Below are 24,300 nucleotides of genomic sequence, written 5' to 3' on the forward strand. Positions count from 1 at the left end.
ATGGGTTTCCGAAAGGCAGCTCAGTCAGCCAACACCTGCCTCACCGCCTTGTCCCATGCCATCAGCCGCGCCCCCGCCTCGTCGCGCGATATGCGGGGCTCGAAGGCGCGGTCCAGCTGCCAGATGGCACCGATTTGTTCTGTGGACTCGTAGACACCAGCGCCCAGCCCAGCCAACAGCGCAGCACCCAAGGCCGTCGTCTCGATGACCTTGGGGCGCAGCACCGGGATGCCGAGCAGATCGGCCTGGAACTGCATCAAGAGGTCGTTGGCGCTCGCACCGCCGTCCACGCGCAACTCGGTCAGCCGCTCGCTGGCGCCGACATCCGCATTCATCGCCGTCAGCACCGCCGCGCTCTGGAAGGCGATGCTCTCCAGCGCCGCGCGGGCGATGTGGGCCTGCGTCGTGCCGCGCGTCAAGCCCAGCAGCGCGCCACGCGCATCGGGCCGCCAGTAGGGCGCGCCCAGGCCCGCGAAAGCCGGCAMGAACATGACGCCGCCGGCGTCCGGCACGCTGCTGGCCAGCGCCTGCACCTCGCCGCTGCCGCCAATGGCCTTCAGGCCGTCGCGCAGCCATTGCACGACGGCGCCGCCGACGAAGACGCTGCCCTCCAATGCGTATTGCGCGGTGGCGTCCACCTGAGCGGCGCGCGTCGTGATGAGGCCTTGCGTGGAAGTGCGCGCCTGGGTGCCGGTGTGCATCAGCAGGAAGCAGCCGGTGCCATAGGTGTTCTTGGCCTGGCCGGGCTGCAGCGCCGTCTGGCCGAACAGCGCGGCCTGCTGATCACCCGCGATGCCGGCGATCGGGACGCCAAACTCGGCCGCCTGGCCGAACACGCCGGCCGAGGGCCGCACCTCGGGCAGCAGGCTGCGCGGAATGTCGAAGGCCGCCAACAGCTCGTCGCTCCAGTCGCCACGGTGGATGTCGTAGATCAACGTGCGCGAGGCATTGCTGGCGTCCGTCGCGTGCACCTTGCCGTCGGTCAACTTCCAAAGCAGCCAGCTGTCGATGGTGCCAAAGGCCAGCTCGCCGCGGGCGGCGCGCTCGCGGGCGCCGGGCACGTGGTCCAGCAGCCAGCGCAGCTTGGTGGCCGAGAAATATGGGTCCAGCACCAGGCCGGTCAGCTCGCGCACGCGCGGCTCCAGGCCCTGCTGCTTCAGCTGCTCGCAGAAGGCCGCCGTGCGCCGGTCCTGCCAGACCAGGGCCTTGTGCAGGGGCTTGCCGGTCTTGCGGTCCCACAGCACAACCGTCTCGCGCTGGTTGGTGATGCCGATCGCCGCGACCTTCACACCTGCCTTGGCCATAGCCTCTCGGGCGCATTCAACCTGATGCGTCCAGATCTCCTCGGCGTCATGCTCCACCCAGCCCGGCTGGGGGAAATGCTGGGGCAGCTCGCGCTGGGCCGAGGCGAGCAAGCGGCCGTCGCGGCCAAAAACTAGAGCGCGCGAACTAGAGGTTCCCTGGTCCAACGCAAGCAAGGCGTCCATCACCATCCCTTAGAGTGAGTGCATGGTGGACGATTTTGACGTGGTGGTGGTGGGAGGCGGCATCAACGGCACGGGACTGGCCCGCGACCTGGCCGGGCGCGGCTGGCGGGTGCTGCTGGCCGAGCGCGATGACCTGGCCTCGCACACCTCATCGGCGTCCACCAAGCTCGTGCACGGCGGGCTGCGCTATCTGGAGACCTATGAGTTTTCGCTCGTGCGCAAGGCCCTGCAAGAGCGCGAGGTGCTGCTCAGGAGCGCGCCTCATTTGATCCAGCCGCTGCGCTTTGTGTTGCCGCATGCGCCGCATCTGCGCCCGGCCTGGATGATCCGCATCGGCCTCTTCCTCTACGACCACCTGGCCCGCCGCGAGCTGCTGCCGGGCTCGCACGGCCTGCGGCTGGCGGGCAGCGTCTATGGCGCGCCGCTCAAGCCAGAATTCACGCGCGGCTTTGTCTATTCCGACGGCTGGGTGGACGACGCCCGCTTCGTCGTGCTGAACGCCCAGGACGCGCAAGCCCGCGGCGCCGAAGTGCTGACGCGCTGCGCCGTGACCCGGGCCGTGCGCGGCGCGGACGGCTGGCAGGTCACGCTGCAAAACGGCCGCCAGTTCCAATCACGTGCCCTGGTCAATGCAGCCGGCCCCTGGGCCGAGCGCTTCCTGCGCGACCACACCCAGGGCGCCAACGGCCAGCCGCTGCCGGCGCGCGGCCTGCGCCTCGTCAAGGGCAGCCACATCGTCGTCGACCAGCGCTTCACCCACGACCACGCCTACATCTTCCAGAACGCCGACGGCCGCATCATCTTCGCCATCCCCTACCAGGAGCGCTTCACGCTGATCGGCACCACCGACGTCGAGCTGCCCGAGCATGAGGACCCGCCGTCGCGCGCCACCATCGCCGAAGACGAGATCGCCTATCTCTGCGAGCAGGCCAGCCGCTATCTGGCCCAGCCGGTGAAGCCCGCCGATGTGCTGTGGACCTATGCCGGGGTGCGCCCGCTACTGGACGAAGGCGGCTCGGCTTCGGCCGTCACGCGCGACTATCTGCTGGAGGCCAATGCGGACGGTGGCGCGCCGCTGCTCAATGTCTGGGGCGGCAAGCTGACGACCTATCGCAAGCTGGCCGAGGACGGCGCGACCCAGCTCGGCGAATTGCTGGGCGATGCGCGCAAGGCCTGGACCGCCGGCACCACGCTGCCCGGTGGCGACCTCGGCGCACATGGCGTGAACATCGACGCCTTTGCCGCCGAGCTGCAGGCGGCCTACCCAGCTCGACCCGGCGTGCGCCGCATCGCCCGCGCCTACGGCAGCAAAGCTCGCGAGCTGCTCGCCGCGCCGACGGGCGCCGAGATCGCGCCGGGCTTGTTCGAGTCCGAACTGCGTCACCTGATGGCAAACGAATGGGCGACCGGCGCCGACGACGTGCTGTGGCGGCGCAGCAAGCTCGGCCTTCATTACACCGCCGAACAGCGCGAGGCCGTGGCGGCCTGGTTCAAAACGCGAACTTGAAGCCGACAGTCTTCAGCCGGGCGCGAGCGCCTGCGAACTGCCGGCCATAGGACGCGTCGACGAAGACGCGATCGGACAGCAGGGCCACGCGCAACGCCGCATTGGCCCAAGGCCGACCGCGGTCATCRCCAAACACTTCGGCCATGGGCTGCCAGCGCCCACCCTCGCCGAAACCGCCATGCTCGACGGCCAGGGCCCAGGTGGTGCTGCGGCGGCCCACCATCTCGTCGCGCTGATGGCCCAGGTTGGCATGCAGGGACAGCTCGCGCGTCAGCGGCACGCTGCCGACGAGGATGAGCCCCGCACTGCTGCGTCGCCACACGGTTTCGACATGGCGATGCGAGAGGCTCCACGCCAGCGTGAGCTGGGCGTCGCCATCGGCCCAGGCGGCGCTGGCCAGCAGGGTCTTGCCGTTCAGCGCCAGCTCGCGCGGCCGGATGACGTTGAGCGCGACCTCGGTACCCCAGCCGATGCCGCAGCCGAGCTGCAGGCTGGTCTGGCGCTGGCCGTCTTCGCCCAAACGCCAGTCACCATGGGCACCTTCGATCTCGCAGGCCTGCGGGTCCATGACGGCGGCGTCTTCGGCCTGCAGCGGCCGACCGGCCTGGGCCGTGCAGGCGCCCAGGGCGAGGCTGAGGACGAAGGCGGGGCGCATGGGGGAAAGAGCCTAGCGCCCCGGTGTGACGAAGGCATGGGTGATGATGCCGGCCATGCTGTTTGGTCTGTTGTTCGCCCTCGCTGCCGGGCTGATGTGGGGACTGGTGTTCGTCGCGCCCGTGATGTTGCCGGGCTATGCGCCCGCCTTGCTGACGGTGGGCCGTTACCTGGCCTTCGGCCTGATCGCCGTGCCGCTGGCCCTGGCCCTGGACCGGCGCGCGCTGCGCGAGTTGCGGCCGGGTGACTGGTGGGAGGCGGCCAAGCTCAGCCTGATCGGCAACTTCCTGTACTACCTCTGCCTGTCGGCCGCCATCCAGCGCGCCGGCGCACCGCTGCCGACCATGATCATCGGCACCTTGCCGGTCGTCATCGCCATCTGCGCCAACCATCGCAACCGCGTGCGTGACGGCCATCTGCCGTGGGCGAAGCTGGCGCCGTCGCTGCTGCTGATCGCCGCGGGCCTGGCCTGCGTCAATCGCGACGAGCTGGCGGTGCTGCAAGCCGAGGCCGGCGACCCGCGCCGCTATGCCGAGGGCGCGCTGCTGGCCATCGCCGCGGTGGCCTGCTGGACCTGGTATCCGATCCGCAATGCCGACTGGCTGCGCGCGCACAGTGATCGCAGCCCCAGGGCTTGGGCGACGGCGCAGGGCCTCGTCACCTTGCCGATGGCGCTGGTGGGCCTGCTGCTGCTGGCGCTCGCGTACCTGATGGCGCCGGGCAAGCTGATTCCCGCGGACTACGCTTTTCCGCTCGGCGACAGGCCGCTCGCGTACGTGGGTCTGATGGCGGCCATCGGCCTGTGCTCATCCTGGTTGGGCACGCTGTGCTGGAACGAGGCCAGCCAGCGGCTGCCGACCTCGCTGTCGGGCCAGCTCATCGTCTTCGAGACCTTGGCCGCGCTGGCCTACGCGTTTGCGTGGAAGCAGCGCATGCCGCCGCCAGCGACCCTGGCCGGCGTGGCCTTGCTGATCGCCGGCGTCGTCTGGGCTCTGCGCATCAAGCCGGTGAAGCACGCGGCCTGATCGGGCCGCCACGGCGCAAGTCTCAGGCCGCGAAGACCTCGAACACGCGCTGGCCATCGAAGCCATCGGCCTCGCCGCGCTTCATGTGGCCGCGGGCGTTGCTGACGACGCGCGTCTCGCCGATGCGGTAATCGTGGCGGCAGTGAAGGTGACCATGCACCCAGAGCTGCGCGCCAGGCAGCAACTCCTCATCGTTGTTGCAGAAGCTGGCCGTGCCGGGCTGGCGGCCATAGCGCGGGTCGGCGCTCTTCAGGCTGGGTGCGAAGTGGGTGATGGCCACCGTGGCGTCCCAGTCACCCGTGCGCGCGAGTTCGCCGGCCAGCCAGGCGCGACTCTCCAGCGCCAGTTCGCGCACCGCCTCGACGCCGAAGACCTCGCCATGGCGCGTGGCCTGCATGACGTTCTGGAAGTAGCCCCCGGCGCGCATCGCACGATCACGGCCGCCGGGGCCGAAGGCGTCGAAGTCGCACCAGCGCGTGCAGCCAATAAAGCGCACGCGCCGGCCCTGGGCGTTGGTCATGACGATGGATTCGTCGTCCAGCATCTGCAGGCCGACGGCCTTGACGTGAGCACGCAGGGCCTCACGCGCCTCGTCCACGTCACGGCGGTCGTACTCGTGGTTGCCGGGCACGAACAGCACCGGCACCGGCCAGCCGCGGAACAGCTCGAAGCTGCGCCACGTGGTGTCGATGTCGCCGGCGAGGATCAGCAGCTCGGCGCCCGGCGCGGGGATGGGCTGGTAGGACTCCGTTTCGAGGTGGAGATCCGAGAGGAGCTGTAGTTTCAAGTCAGTTGAGGACAGAGCTTGGCGCAAGCGCCTGCGGTCTGTCCCGCAAAGTCATCAGTTGCTGCCATGACAGACCTTGTATTTCCTACCGGAACCGCAAGGGCAGGGATCGTTTCTGCCAACCTTGGGCGTGTCGCGCTTGATGGTGTCGACACGGTAGCGTTCGGCCTCGGTCAGATCGGCGAGGTCGGCCACCGTGACAACCAGTTCCTCGATCGCATCGTCCAGATCCTTCAACGGATGCTCGCGGTTGAGTGTTGCGACGACCTCCTTCTCCTCGGCCGTCTCGGCCGGCAGATGGCGGTACAGACGCGCGAGCGCGGCGGACACCGCGTCGTCGGGCATGTCGGCCAACTCGGGGAAGCACAGCGCCGCATGCTGGAAGCCGGCGACCCAGGGCATCAGCGCGCGCGACAAGGGGCCGAGGGCGTCGTAGCTGGCGCGGGCGGAGCGCTCTTCCTCGCTGGCGTCTTCCGGCAGCGGGTCGGGTTCCTGTTCCTCATCGACCTCCAGGATGACGGGATCGAACCAGCCATCTTCAGCCAGGCCGCGGTTCAGGGCGGCATGGCGACGCTCGACAAGCTGGGTCAGCTTGTCCAGCCAGCCGGCGTCTACCGTCTCGGGCAGCAGGCCGCCGTCGTAGTCAAAGATATTGGGCAGCCACTCGTCGGCCTCGATGAGGCGGGGCTGCACGATGACGCCACACAGATAGCCATCGAGCATGGAGGCGTCCAGCGGCTGCAGCGGCTCGGGCGTGGCGGCGAGGAGTTCGTCGAGTTCGGCGAACTCGGCGTCGGTGAGGTCTTGGGTGCTCATGGGCGCGGATTGTCGGGGTTTGCCCCCTTCGGGCAAGCCGCCGCGCCGAAAACGTTCAACTCCCTAGAACCGAAATCCATGTCATCGATGTCAACGATCAGCCACATTGGTAAAAACCCAAATGACATCGATAACATTTGCCATCAAAGTCCGGTCCATCGAAAGTGGCGACGGCCGCGCTGGCTTTCGGGATCGGAATCGCTGAATAAGTCACCGCGATGCGGCGCGCCCTGGTTTGGTATGGGCTGCAAGGCGCAAAGCGCAGTCATAGCTTGGCTATGGCGAGCATTTGCAACGCCGCAGACCGCCCAAAGCAGGGATGCGCCGCACGCGAGGGACTTGTTCAGCGATTCCACAACAACAACCATCGGAGACCACCCATGCTGAGCCCCCATGCCGCGCCGCGCGCCGGCGTCCGCCTCGTTCGCACCGCCTTTCGTCCCCAGCTGATCGCGCTGGCCGCCGCCGCCCTGTGTGGCGCCGCGTTCGCGCAAGACGCCGCCAAGCCTGCGGAAAAACCTGCCGCACAGTCCCCCGAATTGAAGGAACTCGACGCCGTCGTCGTCACCGGCACGGCGCGCCGCGAGGGCGTGCGCAAGCTCGAAGCCGGCTTCTCGATCACGACCGCCACCGAAGAGCAGATCAAGCAGGCCGCGCCCACCAGCACGGCCGACATCCTGAAGACTGTGCCAGGCGTCTTCGTCGAAACCTCGGGCGGCCAGGCCGGCGCCAACATCCGCGTGCGCGGCTTCCCGACACCCGGCGACGGCCCCTACTCGACCTTCCAGCTCAACGGCGCGCCGCTCTACCACCTGCCCACGCTGAGCTTCTTCGAGCACTCGCAGCTGTTCCGCCTGGACGACACCATCGACCGCATGGAAGTGCTGCGCGGCGGCCCCAGCCCCATCTTCGGCAGCGGCCAGCCCGGCGTGACGGTCAACTTCATCCAGAAGGACGGCCGCAACCCCGAGGCCAGCCTGCGCGTGACGACCGGCACCGGCAGCTTGAAGCGCGTCGACGGCGTCTATGCCGGCAAGCTGAGCGACCAATGGAATGTCATGGTCGGCGGCTTCTGGCGCCAGAGCCAGGGGGTGCGCGACACGCAGTTCCCGGCCGACGAAGGCGGGCAGGCCAGCGTCGTGCTGAGCCGCAAGCTCGAAGGCGGCAGCCTGCAGCTCTATGCCCGCGCGCTGCGTGACCGCAATGCCTTCTTCACGGCCATTCCGGTCGTCGGCAGCACCGACGGCAAGAGCGCGTCCAGCTACCCCGGTTTCGATGCGTTGAAGGACTACTTCTACGGCAACGAGCTGCGCAACATCGTGCTGGAAACCGGCCGCGCGACGGGCCGCACCCTGCCCAACGGCAAGCCCGAGATCCAGCGCAGCACCGTCACCAAGGACCTGGCCGACGGCCGCGGCGCCGACGTGCAGACCTATGGTGCCAACCTCGACACCAAGCTGGGCGACTGGACGCTGACCAACAAGCTCAGCCACACCACCGGCGACACGCCAACCTATGCGTTGTTCTCCGGCGCGAATCCGCAGACGCTGTCGAGCTACATCACGTCCCAGGTCACTGCAGCCAATGGCGATGCAGCCGTCGTTGCTGCGGCCGGCCGCGCGGCGACGACCGGCACCGCCACCTTCACCAACGGCGGCGGCGCGGTCGCCGGCAGCACGCCCGTCATCGTCAACGGCATGTGGGCCGTGGACAAGGCGCTGCGCTCGACCAGCAATGAGACCCGCCTGTCGCGCGAGATCGCGCCGGGCAACAACCTGACCGTCGGCCTGTATCTGGCCGGCTACAGCTCTCACGACGTGTGGACGCTGGGCCAGGCCCAGCTGATGACGGTGCAGTCGCACGCCCGCCTCATCGACGTGGCCCTGGACAACGGCGTCAAGGCCTCGCGCAACGGCTATGTCACGCCGCCGTTCTCCTTCAACCTCGACGCGAACTACAGCGGCAACACCCACGCCTTCTTCGTCGCCGACGAGTGGCAGCTGAGCAAGGAACTGCGCATCGACCTCGGCGCCCGCCGCGAGACCCAGCGCATCACCGGCACCATCGCCAACGTCAGCAGCGGCGACCTCGATGCCGACCCGACGACGATCTACAACAACAACCTCTCGTACTTCAACGGCACGAACACGCTGATCGACAGCAAGCTCAGCCGTTCGTCGTTCACCGGCGGTGCCAACTACGCCTTCAGCCGCGAGTTCAGCGCCTTCGTGCGCGTCAACAAGGGCCACCGCCTGCCCGACTTCGACGTGCTGCGCGGCCGCGGCGCCAACGAGACCAAGGATTCGGTCGAGGACATCACCCAGTACGAGATCGGCCTGAAGACCGCCACCAAGCTCTACAGCGCCTTCCTGACGGCCTACGCCAACAAGCTGACCAACTCGCAGACCCAGCAGTTCACCAACGCCGGCAACGTCGTGCTGCGCCCCAACAGCAAGGCCACGGGCGTCGAGTTCGAGCTGGCCCTGCGGCCTGGCTATGGTTTCGAGATCGCCGCGACCGGCAATTTCCAGGACGCCAAGTACAAGGACTTCCAGCAGTTCACCGGCAATCGCGTCGAGCGCGCGCCCAAGTTCCAGGCTCGCCTGACGCCGAGCTGGCAGACGCAGACCGGCTTCGGCCAGCTGCGCACGTTTGCCACCTTCAGCCACGTCGGCGAGCGCTTTGCGGACCAGACCAACACGCTCAAGCTGCCGGCCTACCGGACCATCGACGCGGGCGCCGTGTTCTCGATGGACAACGGCCTGGAGGTGCGCCTGACCGGCACCAACCTGACCAACAAGGTCGGCCTGACGGAAGGCAACTTCCGCGTGCCGGGCCAGGGCGCGGGCCAGGACGGTGTGTTCCTGGCGCGGCCGCTGTTCGGCCGGGCCTACGAGCTGAGCGTCGGCTTCCAGTTCTGACGACGCGCCAAGATGGCGACGCCTGAACTCAAAGCAGCCCTCGACATGACACAACCCACGACTCTCCCGGCGGTGCCCCTGTCGAGCGGCGGCCTGCGCATTCGGCTCGCCATCATCCTGACCTACATGCTGTTCGGCGCGCTGCTGAACAGCGTCGGCGCGGTCAACCTGCTGGTCGTGCAGACCCTCGGCGTGCCGCGCGCCGAGGCCGCGCTGCTGGACGCGTGGAAGGACCTGCCCATCGCGCTGACGTCCTTCCTGGTCGCCTCGCTGCTGCCGCGCCTGGGTCTGAAGCGGTCGATGCTGCTGGCCCTCGCGGCCGTCGGCGCGGCCTGCCTGGCGATGCCGGTGCTGTCGGCCTTCTGGGCCATCAAGCTGCTGTTCTGCACCCTGGGCGCGGGCTTTGCCCTCGTCAAGGTCTCGGCCTATTCCATGATCGGCCTGGTCACGCACGACCGCGCCGGCCATGCGCGCTTCACCAACCTGCTCGAAGGCCTGTTCATGGTCGGCGTGCTGGGCGGCTATCTGCTGTTCAGCCAGGCCGCGCATGCCGAGGGGCGAGGTTGGCTGCAGGTCTATCCGCTGCTGGCCGCGTTGGCTGCCGGTGCCTTCGTGCTGCTGCTCACCAGTCCGCTCGACGAAGGTCCGATCCAGTCCCCGAACACCAGCGTGCGCGAAGACCTGCTGGCGATGGCGCCGCTGCTCAAGATGGCCCTGGTTGTCGTCTTCCTGCTGTCGGCCTTCCTCTACGTGCTGATCGAGCAGGGCATCTCGACCTGGCTGCCCAGCTTCAACAACGAGGTGCTGCACCTGCCCACGGCGATGAGCGTGGGCCTTGCGGTCATCATGCCGGCGACGACGGCGCTGGGCCGCCTGACCAGCGCAGCCGTCATCGGGCGGCTGGGCTGGTTTGCCGTCGTCATCGCCTGCCTGGTCGGCATCGCAGCGCTGATCCTCATCACGCTGCCGCTGTCTCTGAACGTCGCACCGCTGGGCGCCGACGCTGGCTGGTTGAACGCCCCGCCCGCGGCCTATCTGCTGCCGCTGACCGGCCTGCTGCTGGCACCCATCTACCCGGCCATCAACTCGGCCATGCTGAGCGCTCTGCCGCAGCGCCAGCATGCGGCCATGACCGGCCTCATCGTCGTCTTCTCGGCCTTGGGCGGCACGCTGGGCAGCTTCGTCACCGGCCGCCTCTTCGTCGCCTTCGACGGCACCACCGCCTTCGGTCTGCTGCTCGTGCCCGTCACGGCCCTGGCCATCTCGCTCGCCCGGCTGCGCCGGCATCTCGCATCGTCATGACTTTCCGCTCCCAGCGCCCCGGCGACCTCTTGGCCGCCGCGCCCGTTCACGCCGCCGCGCACAGCAGCGCAGCCACCCCGCACGAGCTCTACGGCGAGCTCTTCGTCGCCGTGCAGATGACGCGCGTCTTCGGCGACGGCAAGAGCTTTGTCGACGCACGGCCCAAGACCGCGCCCGCCATGATCCGTGCGCGCTTCGAGGTCGAGCGTCGCCTGCCGGGCTTCTCGCTCACCGACTTCGTCCACGGTCATTTCGTACTGCCCGGCCATGACACCGCCGTTGGCCCGCGCCTGGGTGTGCGCGAACACATCCGCGCGCTGTGGCCGCTGCTGGTGCGCGAGCACCGCCAGGCCGAAGACGGCGAAAGCCTGCTCGCGCTGCCCAAGCCCTATGTCGTGCCAGGCGGGCGCTTTCGCGAGCTCTATTACTGGGACAGCTACTTCACGATGCTGGGCCTGGTGGCCGACGGCCGGCGCGACCTGGCCGAGGCCATGCTGGCCAACTTCGCCCACCTGATAGCAACCTACGGCTTCATTCCCAATAGCAGCCGCAGCTACATGCTGAGCCGCTCGCAGCCACCGTTCTTCTTCAGGATGGTCGAGCTGCTGCACGCCGACGACCCGGCCGCCGGCTTCGCGGCCCATCTGGACGCGTTGAAAACAGAACACGGCTTCTGGATGGCCGGCGAGGCCACGGTGGCACCCGGCCAGGCCCATCGCCGCGTAGCCCGCACCGCCGACGGCGCCCTGCTCAACCGCTATTGGGACGACCGCTGCACGCCGCGCGAGGAGAGCTGGCGCGAGGACGTGCTGACGGCCGAGGCCGCGACCGGCCGCACGCCGACAGACGTCTGGCGCGACCTGCGCGCCGGCGCCGAGAGCGGCTGGGACTTCTCCGGCCGCTGGTGCGCCGATCCCGCCGACATCGCGACGATCGAGACGACAGCGCTGGCACCCGTCGATCTGAACGCGCTGCTGGCCGGCCTGGAGAGCGCGATCGCCCTGGGTGCTGCGCGCAGCGGCGACACCGCCACGGCCCAGGCCTTCGAGGCCCGCATGGCCGCCCGCCGCCAGCTGCTGCAGACGCGCTTCTGGCGCGCCGATGCTGGCCCAACGGGTCACTATGCCGACCTGAACTGGCGGCAGGCCACCGACCCGCGCCCGCTGACGGCCGCCGCCCTCGTGCCCCTGTACCTCGGCATGGCCACCCAGCCGCAGGCCGACGCGATGGCCGCCCAGGTGCAGCGCCACCTGCTCGGCGCCAATGGCCTGTTGACGACGGCCCTCACGACTGGCCAGCAGTGGGATGCCCCCAACGGCTGGGCGCCGCTGCAATGGATGGCAGCCCAGGGCCTGCTGCGCTACGGCCATGCGGCGTTGGCCCGCGACATCGCCGAGCGCTGGTGCGCCAGCGTGCACCGCGTCTACCTCGCCACCGGCCGGCTGCTGGAGAAATACGACGTCGCCCAGGACAAGCCCGGCGGCGGCGGCGAGTACGAGACCCAGGACGGCTTCGGCTGGACCAATGGCGTCTTCGTCGCCTTCAAGGATGGCCTTCTTAGCCCCTAGTTCCGGTGCCCACCCCTGAGGCTTGGGGGGGCCCAGCGCCCTGAGTCGTCACGGCCTCGGGCTAAGCTGATGGCCGACATGCCTGCCGACACGCCCACGCTCAGCCCCGCCGCCCTCGCCCGTTGCATTCCCTTCTTCGTCTTCATGGCGCTGCTGGCACTGCGCGGCTACCTGCCCGCCGACGGCGGCCTGGACACACGCTGGATCTACGGCGCCCAGACTGTCATCGTCGGCGGCCTGCTGGCCTGGTACTGGCGCGGCTATGGCGAGCTGGTGCGGCAAAACCTGCCCGACGCGCGCGAGACCGGCTGGGCCGTGGTTGTCGGCATCGCCGTCTTCGCGATCTGGGTGCAGCTGGATGCGCCGTGGATGCAGCTCGGCTCAGCCACGGCCAGCTTTGTGCCGCTGGATGCCAACGGCCAGCTGATCTGGCCACTGATCGTGCTGCGCCTGGCCGGCGCAGCCCTGGTTGTGCCGGTCATGGAGGAGCTGTTCTGGCGCAGCTTCCTGATGCGCTGGGTGCAGCATCCTGGCTTCGAGCGGGTCAACCCGCAGACAGTCGGTGCGCGTGCCGTCGTGCTGTCCACCTTCGTCTTCACGCTGGCCCACACGCTGTGGCTGGCCGCCGTTGTCGCTGGCCTCGCCTACGCCTTGCTCTACCGCAGGAACGGCAAGCTGTGGAGCGCCGTCATCGCGCATGCGGTGACGAATGGGCTGCTGGGCCTCTGGGTCATTTGGACCGGGCGTTGGGAGTTCTGGTAAGGCCTAAACCAGGCCTTTCGAGGTCGCGGAACGCCTCGAAGATCCATGACCTCAGGCCAATGACCACGCTGTAGGGCCGCTTCTCAGAGGACGGCAGCTTCTGGTCCAGCAGGTGCTGGCGGGCGAAGTCGTCGGCCGTGCGCTGCAGCCGTTCGGCCAGCTCGCGCGCATGGCCGGCGCCGAACTCGCCATGCACCAGCGTCAGCAGCTCGCCTTCGCCATCGAAGCCGCCGGCGAAGAAATCGGCCATCACCCGCTCGCGGAAGAACTGCATGACCGGCCCCTGCGGCCGCCAGCGCAGCGTCTTGGCCACCTTGAGCTTGTAGCGGTTGTGCGGGCGCAGTTCGATGACGCCGAGACGGTCGAGCTGGGTCAGGGCCGCAACGGCATCGGACTCGGCAATGCGATAACGCGACAGCACGTCCTCGATGGCCCAGTGGCTCAGGCAGCAGATGGCAACAAGCAGCAGCACGGGCGAGGCCACGACGGCACCCTCCTGCTCCAGTGTCAGCTCGCGCAAAGCCGGCGCCTGTTGCCCCAGGCGCGCGGCCAGCTCGGCGAACTCCAGCTTCAGCACGCGGCAGATCTCGTCCACGCGCGACAACGGCATCTCGCCACCGGGTGCCAGCATGCGCTTCACGCTGGACTCCGACAGATCCAGGGCCAAGGCCAGCTCCGCATAGCTCAGGCCCTGCGTCTTCAGCTCGGCCTTGATGAGGGCCACCAGCGATTGCGTGCTCGACATGAGGCGAGACGGTAGCGCATGACGACACCGGCGGCTCGGCGCCTGCGCGACACGGGTCCCCCCCGACCGCCGGGCAGTGTCATGAAGCGCTACTTTGCGGCGCTTGCCACGCGCCTTGGAACTATTCCCGAGGCCAGCCACCCCGGCTTCACGCAAGATCGCGGCCATCGCAACATTCGTTCACAAGAAGACACCCGCATGGCTCAAACCCCTTTCATCCGCCGCGACACCAACGCCTGGCGCCTGCAAGTCTGGATCTCCTTCGGCCTCAGCGTCATGCTGTGCGGCTCGGGGCTGGCCTGGCTGCCGGGGCAGGATCTGGACCGCGCCTTCATGGTCATGGGCTATGTGTTCTGCCTTTCCACCGCCTTTGCGCTGGCCAAGTTCATCCGCGACAACCAGGACCGCCAGGTCGACACGCCCATGTGGCGCCTCGTTGTCTGGTGCGGCTTCGCGCTCGCCATGGGCCTCACCGGCTGGGGCCTGTGGCGCATGGAGATCCAGCCCGTCTGGAAGGCCTATCTCGGCGTCTGCTGGCTCTACCTGATCTCCAACGTCTTCACGCTCGCCAAGATGCTGCGCGACGCCCACGATGCCGACATGCTCGAAGCCCGCATGCAGGGCCGCCGTGAAGCGGCTGCGCAGGCTGACGCCGCAGCCCAATAACCCAAGGAGCCTTTGATGAAGCGCCTGCTCGCCCTCTCCAGCCTGTCACTCGCCCTGGCCCTGCCCGCCCAGGCCCACAACAGCCCGTCCGAGGCCAGCGCGGTGCTGTCCCTGGCGCCCGTCGTGCTGTCGGTCGGCGCGGTCAGCGCCGGCGGCGTCGCACTCAGCGCCATCCCCGCCGGCATCCTGTCGGCCGGCGTGACGTTGGTGGTGGTGTCCGTCGAGGTCGTCGGCAGCGCGACGGTCTGGGTCCTGGAGCGCGCCTCCGACGGCGCCCGCATCAGCATCAAGGCCACCGGCAAGCTGGCCGAGGGCGTCGTCGTGTCCACCGGTGCGGCCGTCGTCGTCTCCGTCATCGGCGCGGGCACCCTGCTGTCCGCCGCCGGCGAGGTCATCGCCTTCATCCCCAATGAGATCGGCAAGGCCCTGCTCTACAACGAGCAGGTGAGCCGTTGAGGCAGGCCCTCGCCCTGGCCGGCGCACTGGCTGTCGCAACCGCCGCCCACGCCGGCCGGCCTTGCGAGGAGAAGCAGCCAACGGCGCGCCAGATCGAGCAGGGGCTCAACCTCGCCCAGGCCACGGCCCGCCAGCTCGATGCCAGCGGCGCCCAGGTCGTCGTCCTTGCCCGCGCGGGGCAGGACCTCTCCAAATACGGCCTGCAATGGTCCCACCTGGGCTTTGTGTACAAGGACACGACGCAGCAGCCGGCCGTCTGGCGCGTCATGCACAAGCTCAACAACTGCGGCACCGACCATGCGGCGCTGTATCGCCAGGGTCTCGGTGAGTTCTTCCTCGACAACCCGCACCGCTACCAGGCCGCCTTTGCCGTGCTCAAGCCTGAGTTGCAGCAGGCCTTGCTCCCCGTGCTGACGGACAACAGCCGTGTGGCGCGTTTCAACGAGCGCCGCTACAGCATGGTGGCCTATGCCTTCGGCACCACCTACCAGCAGAGCAACCAGTGGGTGCTGGAGACCCTGGCAGGCAGCGCGGCACCGAGCGTGAACAATCGCCGCGACGCCCAGGCCTGGCTGAAATCCCAGGGCTACCAGCCTACCGACCTGCACCTGTCCACACTGACCCGCCTGGGCGGCCGCATGACCCAGGCCAACATCGCTTTCGACGATCATCCGAGCGCGCGTCGTTTCAGCAGCCATATCGACACCGTCACCGTGGATTCGATGTTCGCGTGGATGCAGCGTGCCGGCCTGTCCCAATCACCCCAACTCGTCCAGCAATGACGGAATAGCCCACCCCCTACCGGCTTCGCCGGCCCCCTCAAGGGGGCACCGCCAGTGGACCGGCAAAGCCGGATCCACGGCAGTCACTGGGTGGTGCACCATGACTCGGCCCATCCCCCTCTCCGGAACAACGCATGTCTGATCCTCATTCGCATCCGAATCAATTTGCGCTGCTGGGCCAGCGCCGCTTCGCGCCCTTCTTCTGGACGCAGTTCCTCGGCGCCGCGAACGACAACGTCTTCAAGTTCGCGTTCACGCTGATGATCACCTACCAGCTGCAACTGGATTGGCTGCCGTCCAAGATGGCCGGCCTGGTCATCGGGGCGCTGTTCATCCTGCCCTACGTGCTGTTCTCGGCCACCAGCGGCCAGCTGGCCGACAAGCACGACAAGGCCAGGCTGATGCAGCTCGTCAAGAGCCTGGAGATCGCCATCATGGTGATCGCGGCCTGGGGCTTCTACGCGGCCAATGTGCCAGCGCTGCTGGGCTGCGTCTTCCTGATGGGCCTGCACTCGACGCTGTTCGGCCCGGTCAAGTACGCCTACATGCCGCAGCAGCTCAACGAGCGCGAGCTGACCGGCGGCAATGGCATGGTGGAGATGGGCACCTTCGTCGCCATCCTGCTGGGTCAGCTGCTCGGCGGCATCCTGGTCGATACACCGGTCGTCGGCCCGCAGCACGTGGCCTGGGCCTGCCTGGCGCTGGCCGTGGCCGGCCGCGTGACCGCGCAGGCCATTCCCGCCAGCCCGTCAACCGACCCTAATCTGGTCATCAACTGGAACCCCTTCACCGAGACCTGGCGCAACCTCAAGCTCGCGCATGAAGGCCTGGCGGTGTTCCGCTCGCTGCTCGGCATCTCGTGGATGTGGTTCTTCGGCGCCGTGTTCCTCAGCAACTTCCCCGCGTTCGCGAAGGAGGTGCTGCACGGCAGCCCGCAGGTGGCGTCGCTGCTCCTGGCGGTGTTCTCCATCGGCATCGGCATCGGCTCGCTGATGTGCGAGATGCTGTCCAAGCGCCATGTCGAGATCGGCCTCGTACCACTGGGCGCCATCGGCATGAGCGTGTTCGCCATTGACCTCTATTTCGCCGCCTCGGGCCTGCCCGCGGCGGCGCCCTACAGCGTCAGCACCTTCCTGGCCGTGACCGCTCACTGGCGCGTGCTGGCCGACCTGACGCTGCTGGCCCTGTTCGCCGGCCTCTACAGCGTGCCCATGTATGCGCTGATCCAGCTGCGCGCCCAGCCCAGCCACCGCGCCCGCATCATTGCGGCCAACAACATCCTGAACGCGGTCTTCATGATCGCCAGCTCCGTCATCGCCGGCGCCATGCTGGGCGCGGGGCTGACCATCCCGCAGATCTTCCTGGCCGTCGGCATCGCCAACGCGATCGTCGCGTTCTACATCTTCCTCATCGTGCCGGAGTACCTGCTGCGCTTCGCTGCCTTCGTGCTGACGCGCATCGTCTATCGCTTCCGCGTCGTCAACGACGAGCGCATCCCGACCACCGGCCCGGCCGTGCTGGTCTGCAACCACGTCAGCTTCGTCGACGCCGTGCTGCTGATGGCTGCCAGCCCGCGGCCCATCCGCTTCCTGATGGACGCGCAGATCTTCCGCATCCCCGTGCTCGGCTGGATGTTCAAGCTCGCCAAGGCCATTCCGATCGCGCCGCAGAAGACCGACCCGGCCACCTATGAAGCCGCCTTCGCGGCCGCCCGGGCCGTGCTGGCCGATGGCGAGATGGTCTGCATCTTCCCGGAGGGCGGCATCACGCGCGACGGCGAGCTGCAGCCCTTCAAGGGCGGCGTCATGAAGCTCATCGAAGGCATGCCCGAAGTGCCCGTCATCCCGATGGCGCTGGGCAATCTGTGGGGCAGCTATTTCTCGCGCGTCGAGGGCGGCAAGGCGATGGTCAAGCCGATGCGGCGCGGGGTGTGGAGCCCGGTCAGCCTGACGGTGGATCAGCCCATGCCGATGGCCACCGTGTCGCCTGATGGCCTGCGCACGCGGGTGCAGACCTTGCTCGCAGGAGCTGCATCATGAGCGACGCCCAGACCTCCTTCGGCCGCTTCGTCCTCGTCTGCATCCTGGTCGTCGCGACGCTGGGCTTCGGCCTCGCCGGCCTGTGCGGCGGCGTGTTCACCGTGGGCGCTTTGCCCGATCTGTTCTCGAAAGGCCCGGAGAACTACTCCACCGCCATGCTGGTCATCTCCGTGCCCAGCCTGCTGATCGGCGGTGGCCTGGCCTGGCTGTGCGGACGCAAGCTGGCCCGGATGTTCAGCAGCAGAGATTGATCGCCGACGCCACCACCGCCGCCTGGGTGCACAGCGCCTTCGCCTATGCCGGCATGGCCCTTGGCGCGGCAATGTGGCGCGGGACGCTGAAACGTCGGGACCGCGGCGGCGCATTGGCGCCTGGGAATTTCGGTGTCCTCGTCGGCCTGCTGATCGGCGCAGCCCTGGGCAACAAACTCGTCTTCCTCATCGAGCGGCCCGATGTGGCAGCAGCTCTCTGGCAGGGCGGCCAACTCATGCTGCCTGGCCAAAGCATCGTCGGCGGCCTGCTAGGCGGGCTCATCGGCGTCGAGCTCGCTAAGAAGCTGACCGGCCAAACCCGCAGCACCGGCGACGCCATGGTGCTGCCCATCGCCGTCGKCCTCGCCATTGGTCGCATCGGCTGCTTCCTCGCTGGCCTGCATGACGACACCTACGGGCTGCCGACGGCGTTGCTCTGGGGCGTGGACTTCGGCGACGGCATCCCGCGGCACCCAACCCAGCTCTACGAGATCGCCGTCGTGCTGGTCCTCGGCATCACGCTGAGCCGCGCGCGCTTCACCACACCCGGCCTGGCCTTCAAGCTCTTCCTGAGCGCCTACCTGCTGTGGCGCTTCGCAGTCGAATTCCTCAAGCCCGTGCCGGTCCCTTATCCGCTCGGCCTGTCCGGCATCCAATGGACCTGCCTCATCGCGCTCGCCGTCTACACCCCCATCGTGCTGCGCGCCTGGCGCCGGCCGCCCTTGCTCGCCACGCCATGACCCGCAAAGTCCGTCCCTACCTGTTCTACGACACGACGCAGTCCGTCTGCACGACCTGCCTGCGCCCTGTCGAAGCCAAGATCGTCATCAAGGACGATCACGTCTACATGGACAAGTGGTGCCCCGCGCACGGCACCGAGCGCGTGCTGGTCAGCGACGACGCGGCCTACTACCGGCAGTGCCGCGAGGTGTTCGTCAAGCCACCAGAGATGCCGCAGAGATTCGCGACGCCGATGAAGTACGGCTGCCCCTATGACTGCGGCCTGTGCCCCGACCACATGCAGCACAGCTGCCTGTCCCTCATCGAGATCAGCGACCACTGCAATCTGCGCTGCCCGACCTGCTATGCGGGCTCGGGCCCCGAGCGGCTCAGCCACCGCACGATGGAGGAAGTCATTGCGATGCTGGATGCCGTTGTTGCCAGCGAGGGCGAGGCCGATGTCGTGCAGATCTCCGGCGGCGAGCCGACGCTGCACCCGCAGTTCTTCGACATCCTGGATGCTGCCAAGGCCCGGCCCATCAAGCACCTGATGGTCAACACCAACGGTCTGCGCATCGCCCAGGACGAAGCCTTTGCCGAGCGGCTGGCAGGCTATGCACCGGGGCTGGAGGTGTACCTGCAGTTCGACTCGCTGCGGCGCGAGGCGCTGATGGACCTGCGTGGCGCCGACCTGCGCGGGCCGCATGACGCTGCGCTGGCCAGGCTGGACGCGCTGGGCATCTCGACCACGTTGGTCATGACGGTCAAGCGCGGCATCAACGACGACGAGATCGGCGACGTCATCCGCCACGGCCAGAGCTACGCCTGCGTGCGCGGCGTGACGCTGCAGCCCATCCAGAACGCCGGCCGTGTCGAGGCCTACGACGCGGCGAAGCACCGCCTCACCGTCAGCGAGCTGCGCCGCCGCATCGCCGAGCAGAGCGGTGTGTTCACGCTGGCCGACGTGCTGCCGGTGCCCTGCAACCCCGACACGCTGGCGATGGCCTACGCGCTGCGCAGCCAGGACAAAGAGAAGGGCCTGGTGCCGCTGACGCGCTATCTGGACGCCGCCACGCTGCTGTCCGGCGACCGCAGCACCATCGTTTTCGAGGGCGACCCGGCGCTGAAGGCCTCGGTCTTCAAGCTGTTCTCCACCAACCACTCGCCCGAGAGCCAGTCCAACTGCCTGTCCGAGCTGCTGTGCTGCCTGCCCAAGATCGACGCGCCCCAGCTCAGCTATCGCGACGTGTTCCGCGTGCTCATCGTTCAGTTCATGGACGCCCAGTCGCTGGACATCCGCGCGCTGAAGAAGAGCTGCATCCACATCGCCAGGCCGGACGGCCGCATGGTGCCCTTCGAGGCCTACAACCTGTTCTATCGCGACGAGCGCCAGGCCGAGCTGGCTCACATCCGCGCCGAGATCGATGCGCAGCGCGAGCAGCGCCTGCACTTCAAGCCGAAGGCGGTTCCACTCGTGCGCGCCTGAACAACCGCTTCACCCTCAGCTTGATCGCCCGCGCGGTACGCCAGGCCGAGCTGGCCCGCACCCAGGCCAGCAGCTCGGTCTTCCAGGCCGTCCAGCGAGCATAGAAGCGGGCGAACCAGGGCAGCTGCATCAGCGCCGGCTGGATGAGCTGGAACAACCATGCCAGCAGCGCCGTGCCCAGCAGTTTGGCCGCAACGACGATGCCCACGCCCAGCATGACGTGGCCCTCGGCCACCAGCCAGACGGCAGCCAGCTTGATCGGCAGGATCAGCAGGCTGGGCAGCACCAGCACGACGAAAGCCCAGCGCGGCGGCAGGCGCTGGAGCAGGGCCTCGAACTGGCGGATGAGCGGCAGCTTGGCCAGCAGCGCGAAGACGCGCCGCAACGGCTCCCAACCCCATTCCTCGAACAGGATGAGCAGGGCCAGGACGACGCGGACGAGCCAGCGCAGCGGAGCGAGCATCGACTTCAACATGGTCGGGGATCATGCCAGGGCGACGACGCAGTGCCAGAATCCCGGCGGCCCGATTCCAGGCCATGGACGACCCGGTTTTTCCAGCTGCGTGGCACCCCCACCGGGGATCTGTCCGCCGGGCAAGGGTGATGCAGGCGATCGCTAGCCGCTGATGACGCCGGCCGCGCGCAGATGCTCGAATGCCACGGCGGCGGCCTCGTCCGGCGACAGCGTGGCGGTCTGCAGGTGCAGCTCGGGCGACACCGGCGGCTCATAGGGCGAATCGATGCCGGTGAAATCCTTCAGCAGGCCGGCGCGGGCCTTTCGGTACAGCCCCTTGGGATCGCGCGACTCGGCAACGGCCAGCGACACGTCCACGTAGACCTCGAAGAACTCACCCGGTGCGAAGCGTTCGCGCACCGCCTGGCGGTCGCGCCGGAAGGGCGAGATCAAGGCCACGATGACGATCAGGCCCGCATCGGCCATCAGCCTTGCGACCTCGCCCACACGGCGCACGTTCTCGGCCCGGTCTTCGGCGCTGAAACCGAGGTCGCGGTTCAGGCCGGTGCGCAGAACGTCACCGTCGAGCAAGCAGGTGAGCAGACCATGGGCACGCAGGCGTTGATCAAGCCGACCGGCCAGCGTGGACTTGCCGGCGCCCGACAACCCTGTCAGCCAGACCACCGCGCCGCCAGGACGTTCCACTGCGGCGCTCATGTTCAGATGCCGCGCGCCCGATCGGCGTGGAACTGCACCCGCCAGGCCTCAAAGCGGCCCGCATCCAGCGCGTCGCGCATCTCCTGCATCAGGTTCAGGTAGTAGTGCAGGTTGTGCACGCTGGTCAGCATGGGGCCTAGCATCTCGCCGCAGCGGTCCAGGTGGTGCAGATAGGCGCGGCTGAAGCCCTTGCAGCATTCGCAGCTGCAGGTCTCGTCGACCGGCTTCTCGTCGGCCTTGTAGCGGGCATTGCGCAGGCGCAGGTCGCCAAAGCGCGTGAACAGATGGCCGTTGCGCGCATTGCGGGTGGGCATCACGCAGTCGAACATGTCGATGCCCTGGGACACGCCTTCGACCAGGTCCTCCGGCGTGCCCACGCCCATCAGGTAGCGCGGCTTGTTCGCCGGCAGCTTGTGGCCGGTGTGTTCCAGGATGCGCTGCATCTCGGCCTTGGGCTCGCCGACCGACAGGCCGCCGATGGCGTAGCCCGGCAGGTCCAGTTCGGCAAGGCCCGCCAGCGACGCGTCGCGCAGGTTGGTGAACATGCCGCCCTGCACGATGCCGAACAAGGCGTTCGGGTTCTCAAGGCGGTCGAACTCGGTGATGCAGCGCCTGGCCCAGCGCAGGCTCAGCTCCATGGACTGCTTGGCCTCGCGCTCGGTCGTCAACACGCCCTTGCTCTCATACGGCGTGCACTCGTCGAACTGCATGACGATGTCGGAATTGAGGATGGTCTGGATCTGCATGCTGACCTCGGGGGTCAGGAAGAGCTTGTCGCCATTGACGGGCGACGCGAACTTGACGCCTTCCTCGCTGATCTTGCGCATGGCGCCGAGCGACCACACCTGGAAGCCGCCGGAATCGGTCAGGATGGGCTTGTTCCAGCTCTCGAAGCGGTGCAGGCCGCCGAATTGCGTGACGACGTCCAGGCCCGGCCGCATCCAAAGGTGGAAGGTGTTGCCCAGGATGATCTGCGCACCCATCTCCTGCAGCGAGCGCGGCGTGACGCCCTTGACCGTGCCGTAGGTGCCCACGGGCATGAAGATGGGCGTCTGCACGACGCCATGGTTGAGCGTGAGCGTGCCGCGGCGGGCGCGGCCTTCGGTCTTGAGGAGGTCGAACTTCAGCATGGGGGCGCGATTGTCGCAGCCGGCCGGGGCTGGACGCGAAGCTGCCGAACCGCCACCATCGGCCCATGATGCGCGCATCGCTCCAGCCGCTGATTGCAGGCCTGCTACTCGCCCTGATAGGGGAGCAGGCGGCCGCCCAGGCCTGCGGCCCGTACACAGCGGCGCTCTACCCCTATGCCCGCTTCTATTACGAAGACCCGCATACCGGGCCCGCCGGCATCGACAAGGACATGTTCGACGAGCTGGCGCGCCGTTCGGGCTGCCAGTTGCGGCTGGTGGTCGAGTCGCGCGTGCGCATCTGGGACCAGATGCGGCGCGGTGGCGTGCAGCTGACGCTGTCGGCGCTGGTGAGCCCGGAGCGCCGCGAGATCGCCGAACTGGTGCCCTATGCCCAGGGCCGCTACCAGGTGCTGATGCGCCGCGAGCTGGCGGCGCGCACCCCGACCATCGCCGCCTTCGAGGCCAATACCGAGCTGCGGCTGCTGGACGTGCGCGGCTACGCCCACGGCCCGACCATCGACGCCTGGGTGCAGCGCATGCGCAGCCAGGGCCGCCTCGTTGAGGCCGGCGACTTCAAGACCGCCACTCGCATGTTCAAGGCCGGCCGCGCCGACGCCCTGCTGGCCCTGCCCAGCGGCTGGGGCATCGCCTTGGCCGCCTTCGACGACCCGGACGAACTCGTCCCCGTGGACGTCACACCCACCGAGCGCAATGCCGTCGCGCTGGCCATGGTGCGCAGCATGCCGGAGGACGACCGCCAGCGGCTGCGCCGCGCGCTGCAGGCCATGCTGGCCGAGGGCAAGGTCCACGAGATCCTGCGTCGCCATCTCGGCGACAAGGGCGCCAAGGCGGCGGCCTATACCGGCGACTGAAGCGGGCCGAGGCCGCGGGACAATCCCGCAACATGCCCCTGACCCTCGCGGCGCCGGCCGAACACGAACTCGTCATCAAGAAGAGCCGCTTCCTCGGCCGCGTCGAGCCGTGCGCCGATCGCGCGGCCGCCCTGGTCCGGGTCGCCGAGCTGCGCGCCGCCCACCCCGGCGCGGCCCATGTCTGCTGGGCCCTGCTCGCCGGCGGGCATTCGGCCGCCAACGACGACGGCGAACCCGGCGGCACCGCGGGCCGGCCCATGCTGGACGTGCTGCGCCATCAGGGCCTGGACGGCGTGCTGGCGACCGCCGTGCGCTACTGGGGCGGCGTCAAGCTCGGCGCCGGCGGGCTGGTGCGGGCTTACACCGACTGCATCGCCCAGGCCTTGCTGACTGCCGACAAGATCGAGCGCGTCGCCCAGGTGGAGCTGGGCTGCGAGCTGCCCTATGAGCTGGAAGGCCGGCTGCGCCGGTTGGCCGAACAGCATGGCGCGCAGCTCGTCGACGTGAAGCACGAGACGCGCGTCAGCATGCGCTTCAGCTTGCCCGTGACGGCACGAGCCGCATTCGCGGCCGCCATCGACGAAGCGGCTCAGGGCCGCGTGGCGTGGACGCGCGAGAGCAGCATCGCATCGCCATAGCTGAGGACTGACGGCGCTCGGAATTCTTCGTGCTTGTGGACAGGTGCAAGCTGGCGCCAACGGAGCGCCGCCGAACGCGTCTACTTGGCGGCTAGGGAGCGGAATGGCTGAAAGTGCCGCAAATACGCGTCAACGTCCCAGCCCTGGTGCTCATGTCGGATGTTGGGCACTACTTCTTGCTCCACCCAATCCTTTACCGTGAATTGACAAACCGAATCACGTGCGACTGCACCCAGCCCATACGTCGTTGCAAAAACTCGTCCTGGGCGTTTCGCCAGCCCCGGGAAGCCTAGCGCTTTGAACCGCCCCGGTTTCCGAGGAGGCCCCAACCTTTGAGAGGATGGAGCCATGAGGAAGTCAGTGAAGTTTTCGCCGGAGGTGCGTGAGCGCGCCGTGAGGCTGGTATTCGAGCAACGCGGCGAGCACGAGTCGCAATGGGCGGCCGTCGTGTCCATCGCGGGCAAGATCGGCGCCACGCCGCAGACGCTGTTGAACTGGGTGCGCCAGCATGAGCG

At 68.2% G+C, this 24,300-nt stretch carries 24 protein-coding genes; 16 read left to right on the forward strand and 8 right to left on the reverse strand.

The genetic code is table 11. The features are described 5' to 3' along the window. Positions 1-20: 20 nt before the first annotated feature. Positions 21-1,487 (reverse strand): glycerol kinase GlpK, encoded by a 1,467-nt coding sequence (gene glpK, locus ACXJKJ_RS09155; RefSeq protein ID WP_457389895.1) that lies wholly within the window; start codon positions 1,485-1,487, stop codon positions 21-23. Positions 1,488-1,509: 22 nt separating this feature from the next. On the opposite strand from glpK, the gene glpD reads away from it, so the two are divergent. Continuing rightward, on the forward strand, positions 1,510-2,994 hold the full coding sequence (gene glpD, locus ACXJKJ_RS09160; RefSeq protein ID WP_457389896.1) for a glycerol-3-phosphate dehydrogenase: 1,485 nt from the start codon (positions 1,510-1,512) through the stop codon (positions 2,992-2,994). On the opposite strand, the gene ACXJKJ_RS09165 is transcribed toward glpD, so the two are convergent. Beyond that, positions 2,978-3,649 (reverse strand): hypothetical protein, encoded by a 672-nt coding sequence (locus ACXJKJ_RS09165; RefSeq protein WP_457389897.1) that lies wholly within the window; start codon positions 3,647-3,649, stop codon positions 2,978-2,980. The genes glpD and ACXJKJ_RS09165 overlap by 17 nt on opposite strands. 55 nt (positions 3,650-3,704) lie before the next feature. Here ACXJKJ_RS09165 and ACXJKJ_RS09170 point away from each other — a divergent pair, with 55 nt between their 5' ends. Beyond that, positions 3,705-4,673, forward strand: coding sequence for a DMT family transporter (locus ACXJKJ_RS09170; RefSeq protein WP_056201328.1), 969 nt, complete (start codon positions 3,705-3,707; stop codon positions 4,671-4,673). Between the two features lie 22 nt (positions 4,674-4,695). Here ACXJKJ_RS09170 and ACXJKJ_RS09175 read toward each other — a convergent pair whose 3' ends face one another. Next, complete coding sequence (locus ACXJKJ_RS09175) at positions 4,696-5,460, reverse strand: metallophosphoesterase (protein ID WP_457389898.1); 765 nt, start codon at positions 5,458-5,460, stop codon at positions 4,696-4,698. Between the two features lie 54 nt (positions 5,461-5,514). After that, complete coding sequence (locus ACXJKJ_RS09180; protein ID WP_056200764.1) at positions 5,515-6,276, reverse strand: YecA/YgfB family protein; 762 nt, start codon at positions 6,274-6,276, stop codon at positions 5,515-5,517. Between the two features lie 380 nt (positions 6,277-6,656). Between ACXJKJ_RS09180 and ACXJKJ_RS09185 the strand changes: the two genes are divergently transcribed. The 4 genes from ACXJKJ_RS09185 (at position 6,657) to ACXJKJ_RS09200 (ending at position 12,829) form a co-directional block, all read left to right on the forward strand. Then, positions 6,657-9,197 (forward strand): TonB-dependent receptor, encoded by a 2,541-nt coding sequence (locus ACXJKJ_RS09185; RefSeq protein WP_457389899.1) that lies wholly within the window; start codon positions 6,657-6,659, stop codon positions 9,195-9,197. 45 nt (positions 9,198-9,242) lie between these two features. Beyond that, a complete protein-coding gene (locus ACXJKJ_RS09190; protein ID WP_457389900.1) occupies positions 9,243-10,499 on the forward strand; it encodes an MFS transporter in 1,257 nt (418 codons plus the stop codon). Continuing rightward, positions 10,496-12,067 carry an alpha,alpha-trehalase TreF gene (gene treF, locus ACXJKJ_RS09195; protein WP_457352187.1) on the forward strand — a complete coding sequence of 524 codons (1,572 nt, stop codon included), beginning with the start codon at positions 10,496-10,498 and terminating at the stop codon, positions 12,065-12,067. Before ACXJKJ_RS09190 ends, treF begins: the two co-directional genes overlap by 4 nt. A gap of 69 nt (positions 12,068-12,136) precedes the next feature. Further along, complete coding sequence (locus ACXJKJ_RS09200) at positions 12,137-12,829, forward strand: CAAX prenyl protease-related protein (RefSeq protein WP_457389901.1); 693 nt, start codon at positions 12,137-12,139, stop codon at positions 12,827-12,829. Here the strand turns inward: ACXJKJ_RS09200 and ACXJKJ_RS09205 are convergent. Beyond that, a complete protein-coding gene (locus ACXJKJ_RS09205) occupies positions 12,798-13,574 on the reverse strand; it encodes a helix-turn-helix domain-containing protein (protein WP_457389902.1) in 777 nt (258 codons plus the stop codon). The genes ACXJKJ_RS09200 and ACXJKJ_RS09205 overlap by 32 nt on opposite strands. Positions 13,575-13,772: 198 nt before the next feature. Here ACXJKJ_RS09205 and ACXJKJ_RS09210 point away from each other — a divergent pair, with 198 nt between their 5' ends. The 7 genes from ACXJKJ_RS09210 to ACXJKJ_RS09240 all read left to right on the forward strand — a co-directional run bounded on the left by ACXJKJ_RS09210 (position 13,773) and on the right by ACXJKJ_RS09240 (position 19,974). Next, positions 13,773-14,240 carry a YiaA/YiaB family inner membrane protein gene (locus tag ACXJKJ_RS09210; RefSeq protein WP_457389903.1) on the forward strand — a complete coding sequence of 156 codons (468 nt, stop codon included), beginning with the start codon at positions 13,773-13,775 and terminating at the stop codon, positions 14,238-14,240. A 15-nt stretch (positions 14,241-14,255) separates the two neighbouring features. Further along, positions 14,256-14,696: a hypothetical protein gene (locus tag ACXJKJ_RS09215; protein WP_457320002.1), complete on the forward strand. Its 441-nt coding sequence runs from the start codon at positions 14,256-14,258 to the stop codon at positions 14,694-14,696. Beyond that, on the forward strand, positions 14,693-15,478 hold the full coding sequence (locus ACXJKJ_RS09220) for a DUF2145 domain-containing protein (RefSeq protein ID WP_457389904.1): 786 nt from the start codon (positions 14,693-14,695) through the stop codon (positions 15,476-15,478). The genes ACXJKJ_RS09215 and ACXJKJ_RS09220 overlap by 4 nt, the downstream gene beginning before the upstream one ends. A gap of 134 nt (positions 15,479-15,612) precedes the next feature. Beyond that, positions 15,613-17,517 carry an MFS transporter gene (locus ACXJKJ_RS09225; protein ID WP_457389905.1) on the forward strand — a complete coding sequence of 635 codons (1,905 nt, stop codon included), beginning with the start codon at positions 15,613-15,615 and terminating at the stop codon, positions 17,515-17,517. Beyond that, positions 17,514-17,768, forward strand: coding sequence for a hypothetical protein (locus tag ACXJKJ_RS09230; protein WP_056200783.1), 255 nt, complete (start codon positions 17,514-17,516; stop codon positions 17,766-17,768). The genes ACXJKJ_RS09225 and ACXJKJ_RS09230 overlap by 4 nt, the downstream gene beginning before the upstream one ends. Beyond that, on the forward strand, positions 17,765-18,508 hold the full coding sequence (locus ACXJKJ_RS09235; RefSeq protein ID WP_457389906.1) for a prolipoprotein diacylglyceryl transferase: 744 nt from the start codon (positions 17,765-17,767) through the stop codon (positions 18,506-18,508). The genes ACXJKJ_RS09230 and ACXJKJ_RS09235 overlap by 4 nt, the downstream gene beginning before the upstream one ends. After that, complete coding sequence (locus tag ACXJKJ_RS09240; RefSeq protein WP_457389907.1) at positions 18,505-19,974, forward strand: radical SAM protein; 1,470 nt, start codon at positions 18,505-18,507, stop codon at positions 19,972-19,974. The genes ACXJKJ_RS09235 and ACXJKJ_RS09240 overlap by 4 nt, the downstream gene beginning before the upstream one ends. Here the strand turns inward: ACXJKJ_RS09240 and ACXJKJ_RS09245 are convergent. From ACXJKJ_RS09245 to tgt, 3 genes are all read right to left on the reverse strand, one after another. Further along, a complete protein-coding gene (locus ACXJKJ_RS09245) occupies positions 19,940-20,449 on the reverse strand; it encodes a hypothetical protein (RefSeq protein ID WP_457352176.1) in 510 nt (169 codons plus the stop codon). The genes ACXJKJ_RS09240 and ACXJKJ_RS09245 overlap by 35 nt on opposite strands. Positions 20,450-20,590: 141 nt before the next feature. Continuing rightward, positions 20,591-21,133, reverse strand: a complete 543-nt coding sequence (cysC, locus tag ACXJKJ_RS09250) for an adenylyl-sulfate kinase (protein WP_457389908.1) — start codon at positions 21,131-21,133, stop codon at positions 20,591-20,593. 14 nt (positions 21,134-21,147) lie between these two features. Beyond that, entirely contained in the window at positions 21,148-22,275 is a 1,128-nt protein-coding gene (gene tgt, locus ACXJKJ_RS09255; RefSeq protein WP_457352174.1) for a tRNA guanosine(34) transglycosylase Tgt, read from the reverse strand. A 68-nt stretch (positions 22,276-22,343) separates the two neighbouring features. On the opposite strand from tgt, the gene ACXJKJ_RS09260 reads away from it, so the two are divergent. The 3 genes from ACXJKJ_RS09260 to ACXJKJ_RS09270 all read left to right on the forward strand — a co-directional run. Further along, complete coding sequence (locus ACXJKJ_RS09260; RefSeq protein WP_457389909.1) at positions 22,344-23,147, forward strand: substrate-binding periplasmic protein; 804 nt, start codon at positions 22,344-22,346, stop codon at positions 23,145-23,147. A gap of 32 nt (positions 23,148-23,179) precedes the next feature. Next, positions 23,180-23,785: an IMPACT family protein gene (locus ACXJKJ_RS09265; RefSeq protein WP_056200808.1), complete on the forward strand. Its 606-nt coding sequence runs from the start codon at positions 23,180-23,182 to the stop codon at positions 23,783-23,785. Positions 23,786-24,133: 348 nt separating this feature from the next. Beyond that, positions 24,134-24,300 (forward strand): transposase (locus ACXJKJ_RS09270; protein ID WP_457389911.1); only part of this gene is annotated, 167 nt, incomplete at its 3' end.

Source organism: Roseateles sp. P5_E1 (genome assembly GCF_054049335.1).

What these genes read in the sequence shown, in the direction of transcription:
- glpD (WP_457389896.1), top strand. Translation starts at nt 1,510, where the DNA reads ATGGTGGACGATTTTGACGTGGTGGTGGTGGGAGGCGGCATCAACGGC.
- ACXJKJ_RS09170 (WP_056201328.1), top strand. Translation starts at nt 3,705, where the DNA reads ATGCTGTTTGGTCTGTTGTTCGCCCTCGCTGCCGGGCTGATGTGGGGA.
- ACXJKJ_RS09180 (WP_056200764.1), bottom strand. Translation starts at nt 6,276, where the DNA reads ATGAGCACCCAAGACCTCACCGACGCCGAGTTCGCCGAACTCGACGAA.
- ACXJKJ_RS09185 (WP_457389899.1), top strand. Translation starts at nt 6,657, where the DNA reads ATGCTGAGCCCCCATGCCGCGCCGCGCGCCGGCGTCCGCCTCGTTCGC.
- ACXJKJ_RS09190 (WP_457389900.1), top strand. Translation starts at nt 9,243, where the DNA reads ATGACACAACCCACGACTCTCCCGGCGGTGCCCCTGTCGAGCGGCGGC.
- treF (WP_457352187.1), top strand. Translation starts at nt 10,496, where the DNA reads ATGACTTTCCGCTCCCAGCGCCCCGGCGACCTCTTGGCCGCCGCGCCC.
- ACXJKJ_RS09200 (WP_457389901.1), top strand. Translation starts at nt 12,137, where the DNA reads ATGGCCGACATGCCTGCCGACACGCCCACGCTCAGCCCCGCCGCCCTC.
- ACXJKJ_RS09205 (WP_457389902.1), bottom strand. Translation starts at nt 13,574, where the DNA reads ATGTCGAGCACGCAATCGCTGGTGGCCCTCATCAAGGCCGAGCTGAAG.
- ACXJKJ_RS09210 (WP_457389903.1), top strand. Translation starts at nt 13,773, where the DNA reads ATGGCTCAAACCCCTTTCATCCGCCGCGACACCAACGCCTGGCGCCTG.
- ACXJKJ_RS09215 (WP_457320002.1), top strand. Translation starts at nt 14,256, where the DNA reads ATGAAGCGCCTGCTCGCCCTCTCCAGCCTGTCACTCGCCCTGGCCCTG.
- ACXJKJ_RS09225 (WP_457389905.1), top strand. Translation starts at nt 15,613, where the DNA reads ATGTCTGATCCTCATTCGCATCCGAATCAATTTGCGCTGCTGGGCCAG.
- ACXJKJ_RS09230 (WP_056200783.1), top strand. Translation starts at nt 17,514, where the DNA reads ATGAGCGACGCCCAGACCTCCTTCGGCCGCTTCGTCCTCGTCTGCATC.
- ACXJKJ_RS09240 (WP_457389907.1), top strand. Translation starts at nt 18,505, where the DNA reads ATGACCCGCAAAGTCCGTCCCTACCTGTTCTACGACACGACGCAGTCC.
- ACXJKJ_RS09245 (WP_457352176.1), bottom strand. Translation starts at nt 20,449, where the DNA reads ATGTTGAAGTCGATGCTCGCTCCGCTGCGCTGGCTCGTCCGCGTCGTC.
- tgt (WP_457352174.1), bottom strand. Translation starts at nt 22,275, where the DNA reads ATGCTGAAGTTCGACCTCCTCAAGACCGAAGGCCGCGCCCGCCGCGGC.
- ACXJKJ_RS09260 (WP_457389909.1), top strand. Translation starts at nt 22,344, where the DNA reads ATGCGCGCATCGCTCCAGCCGCTGATTGCAGGCCTGCTACTCGCCCTG.
- ACXJKJ_RS09265 (WP_056200808.1), top strand. Translation starts at nt 23,180, where the DNA reads ATGCCCCTGACCCTCGCGGCGCCGGCCGAACACGAACTCGTCATCAAG.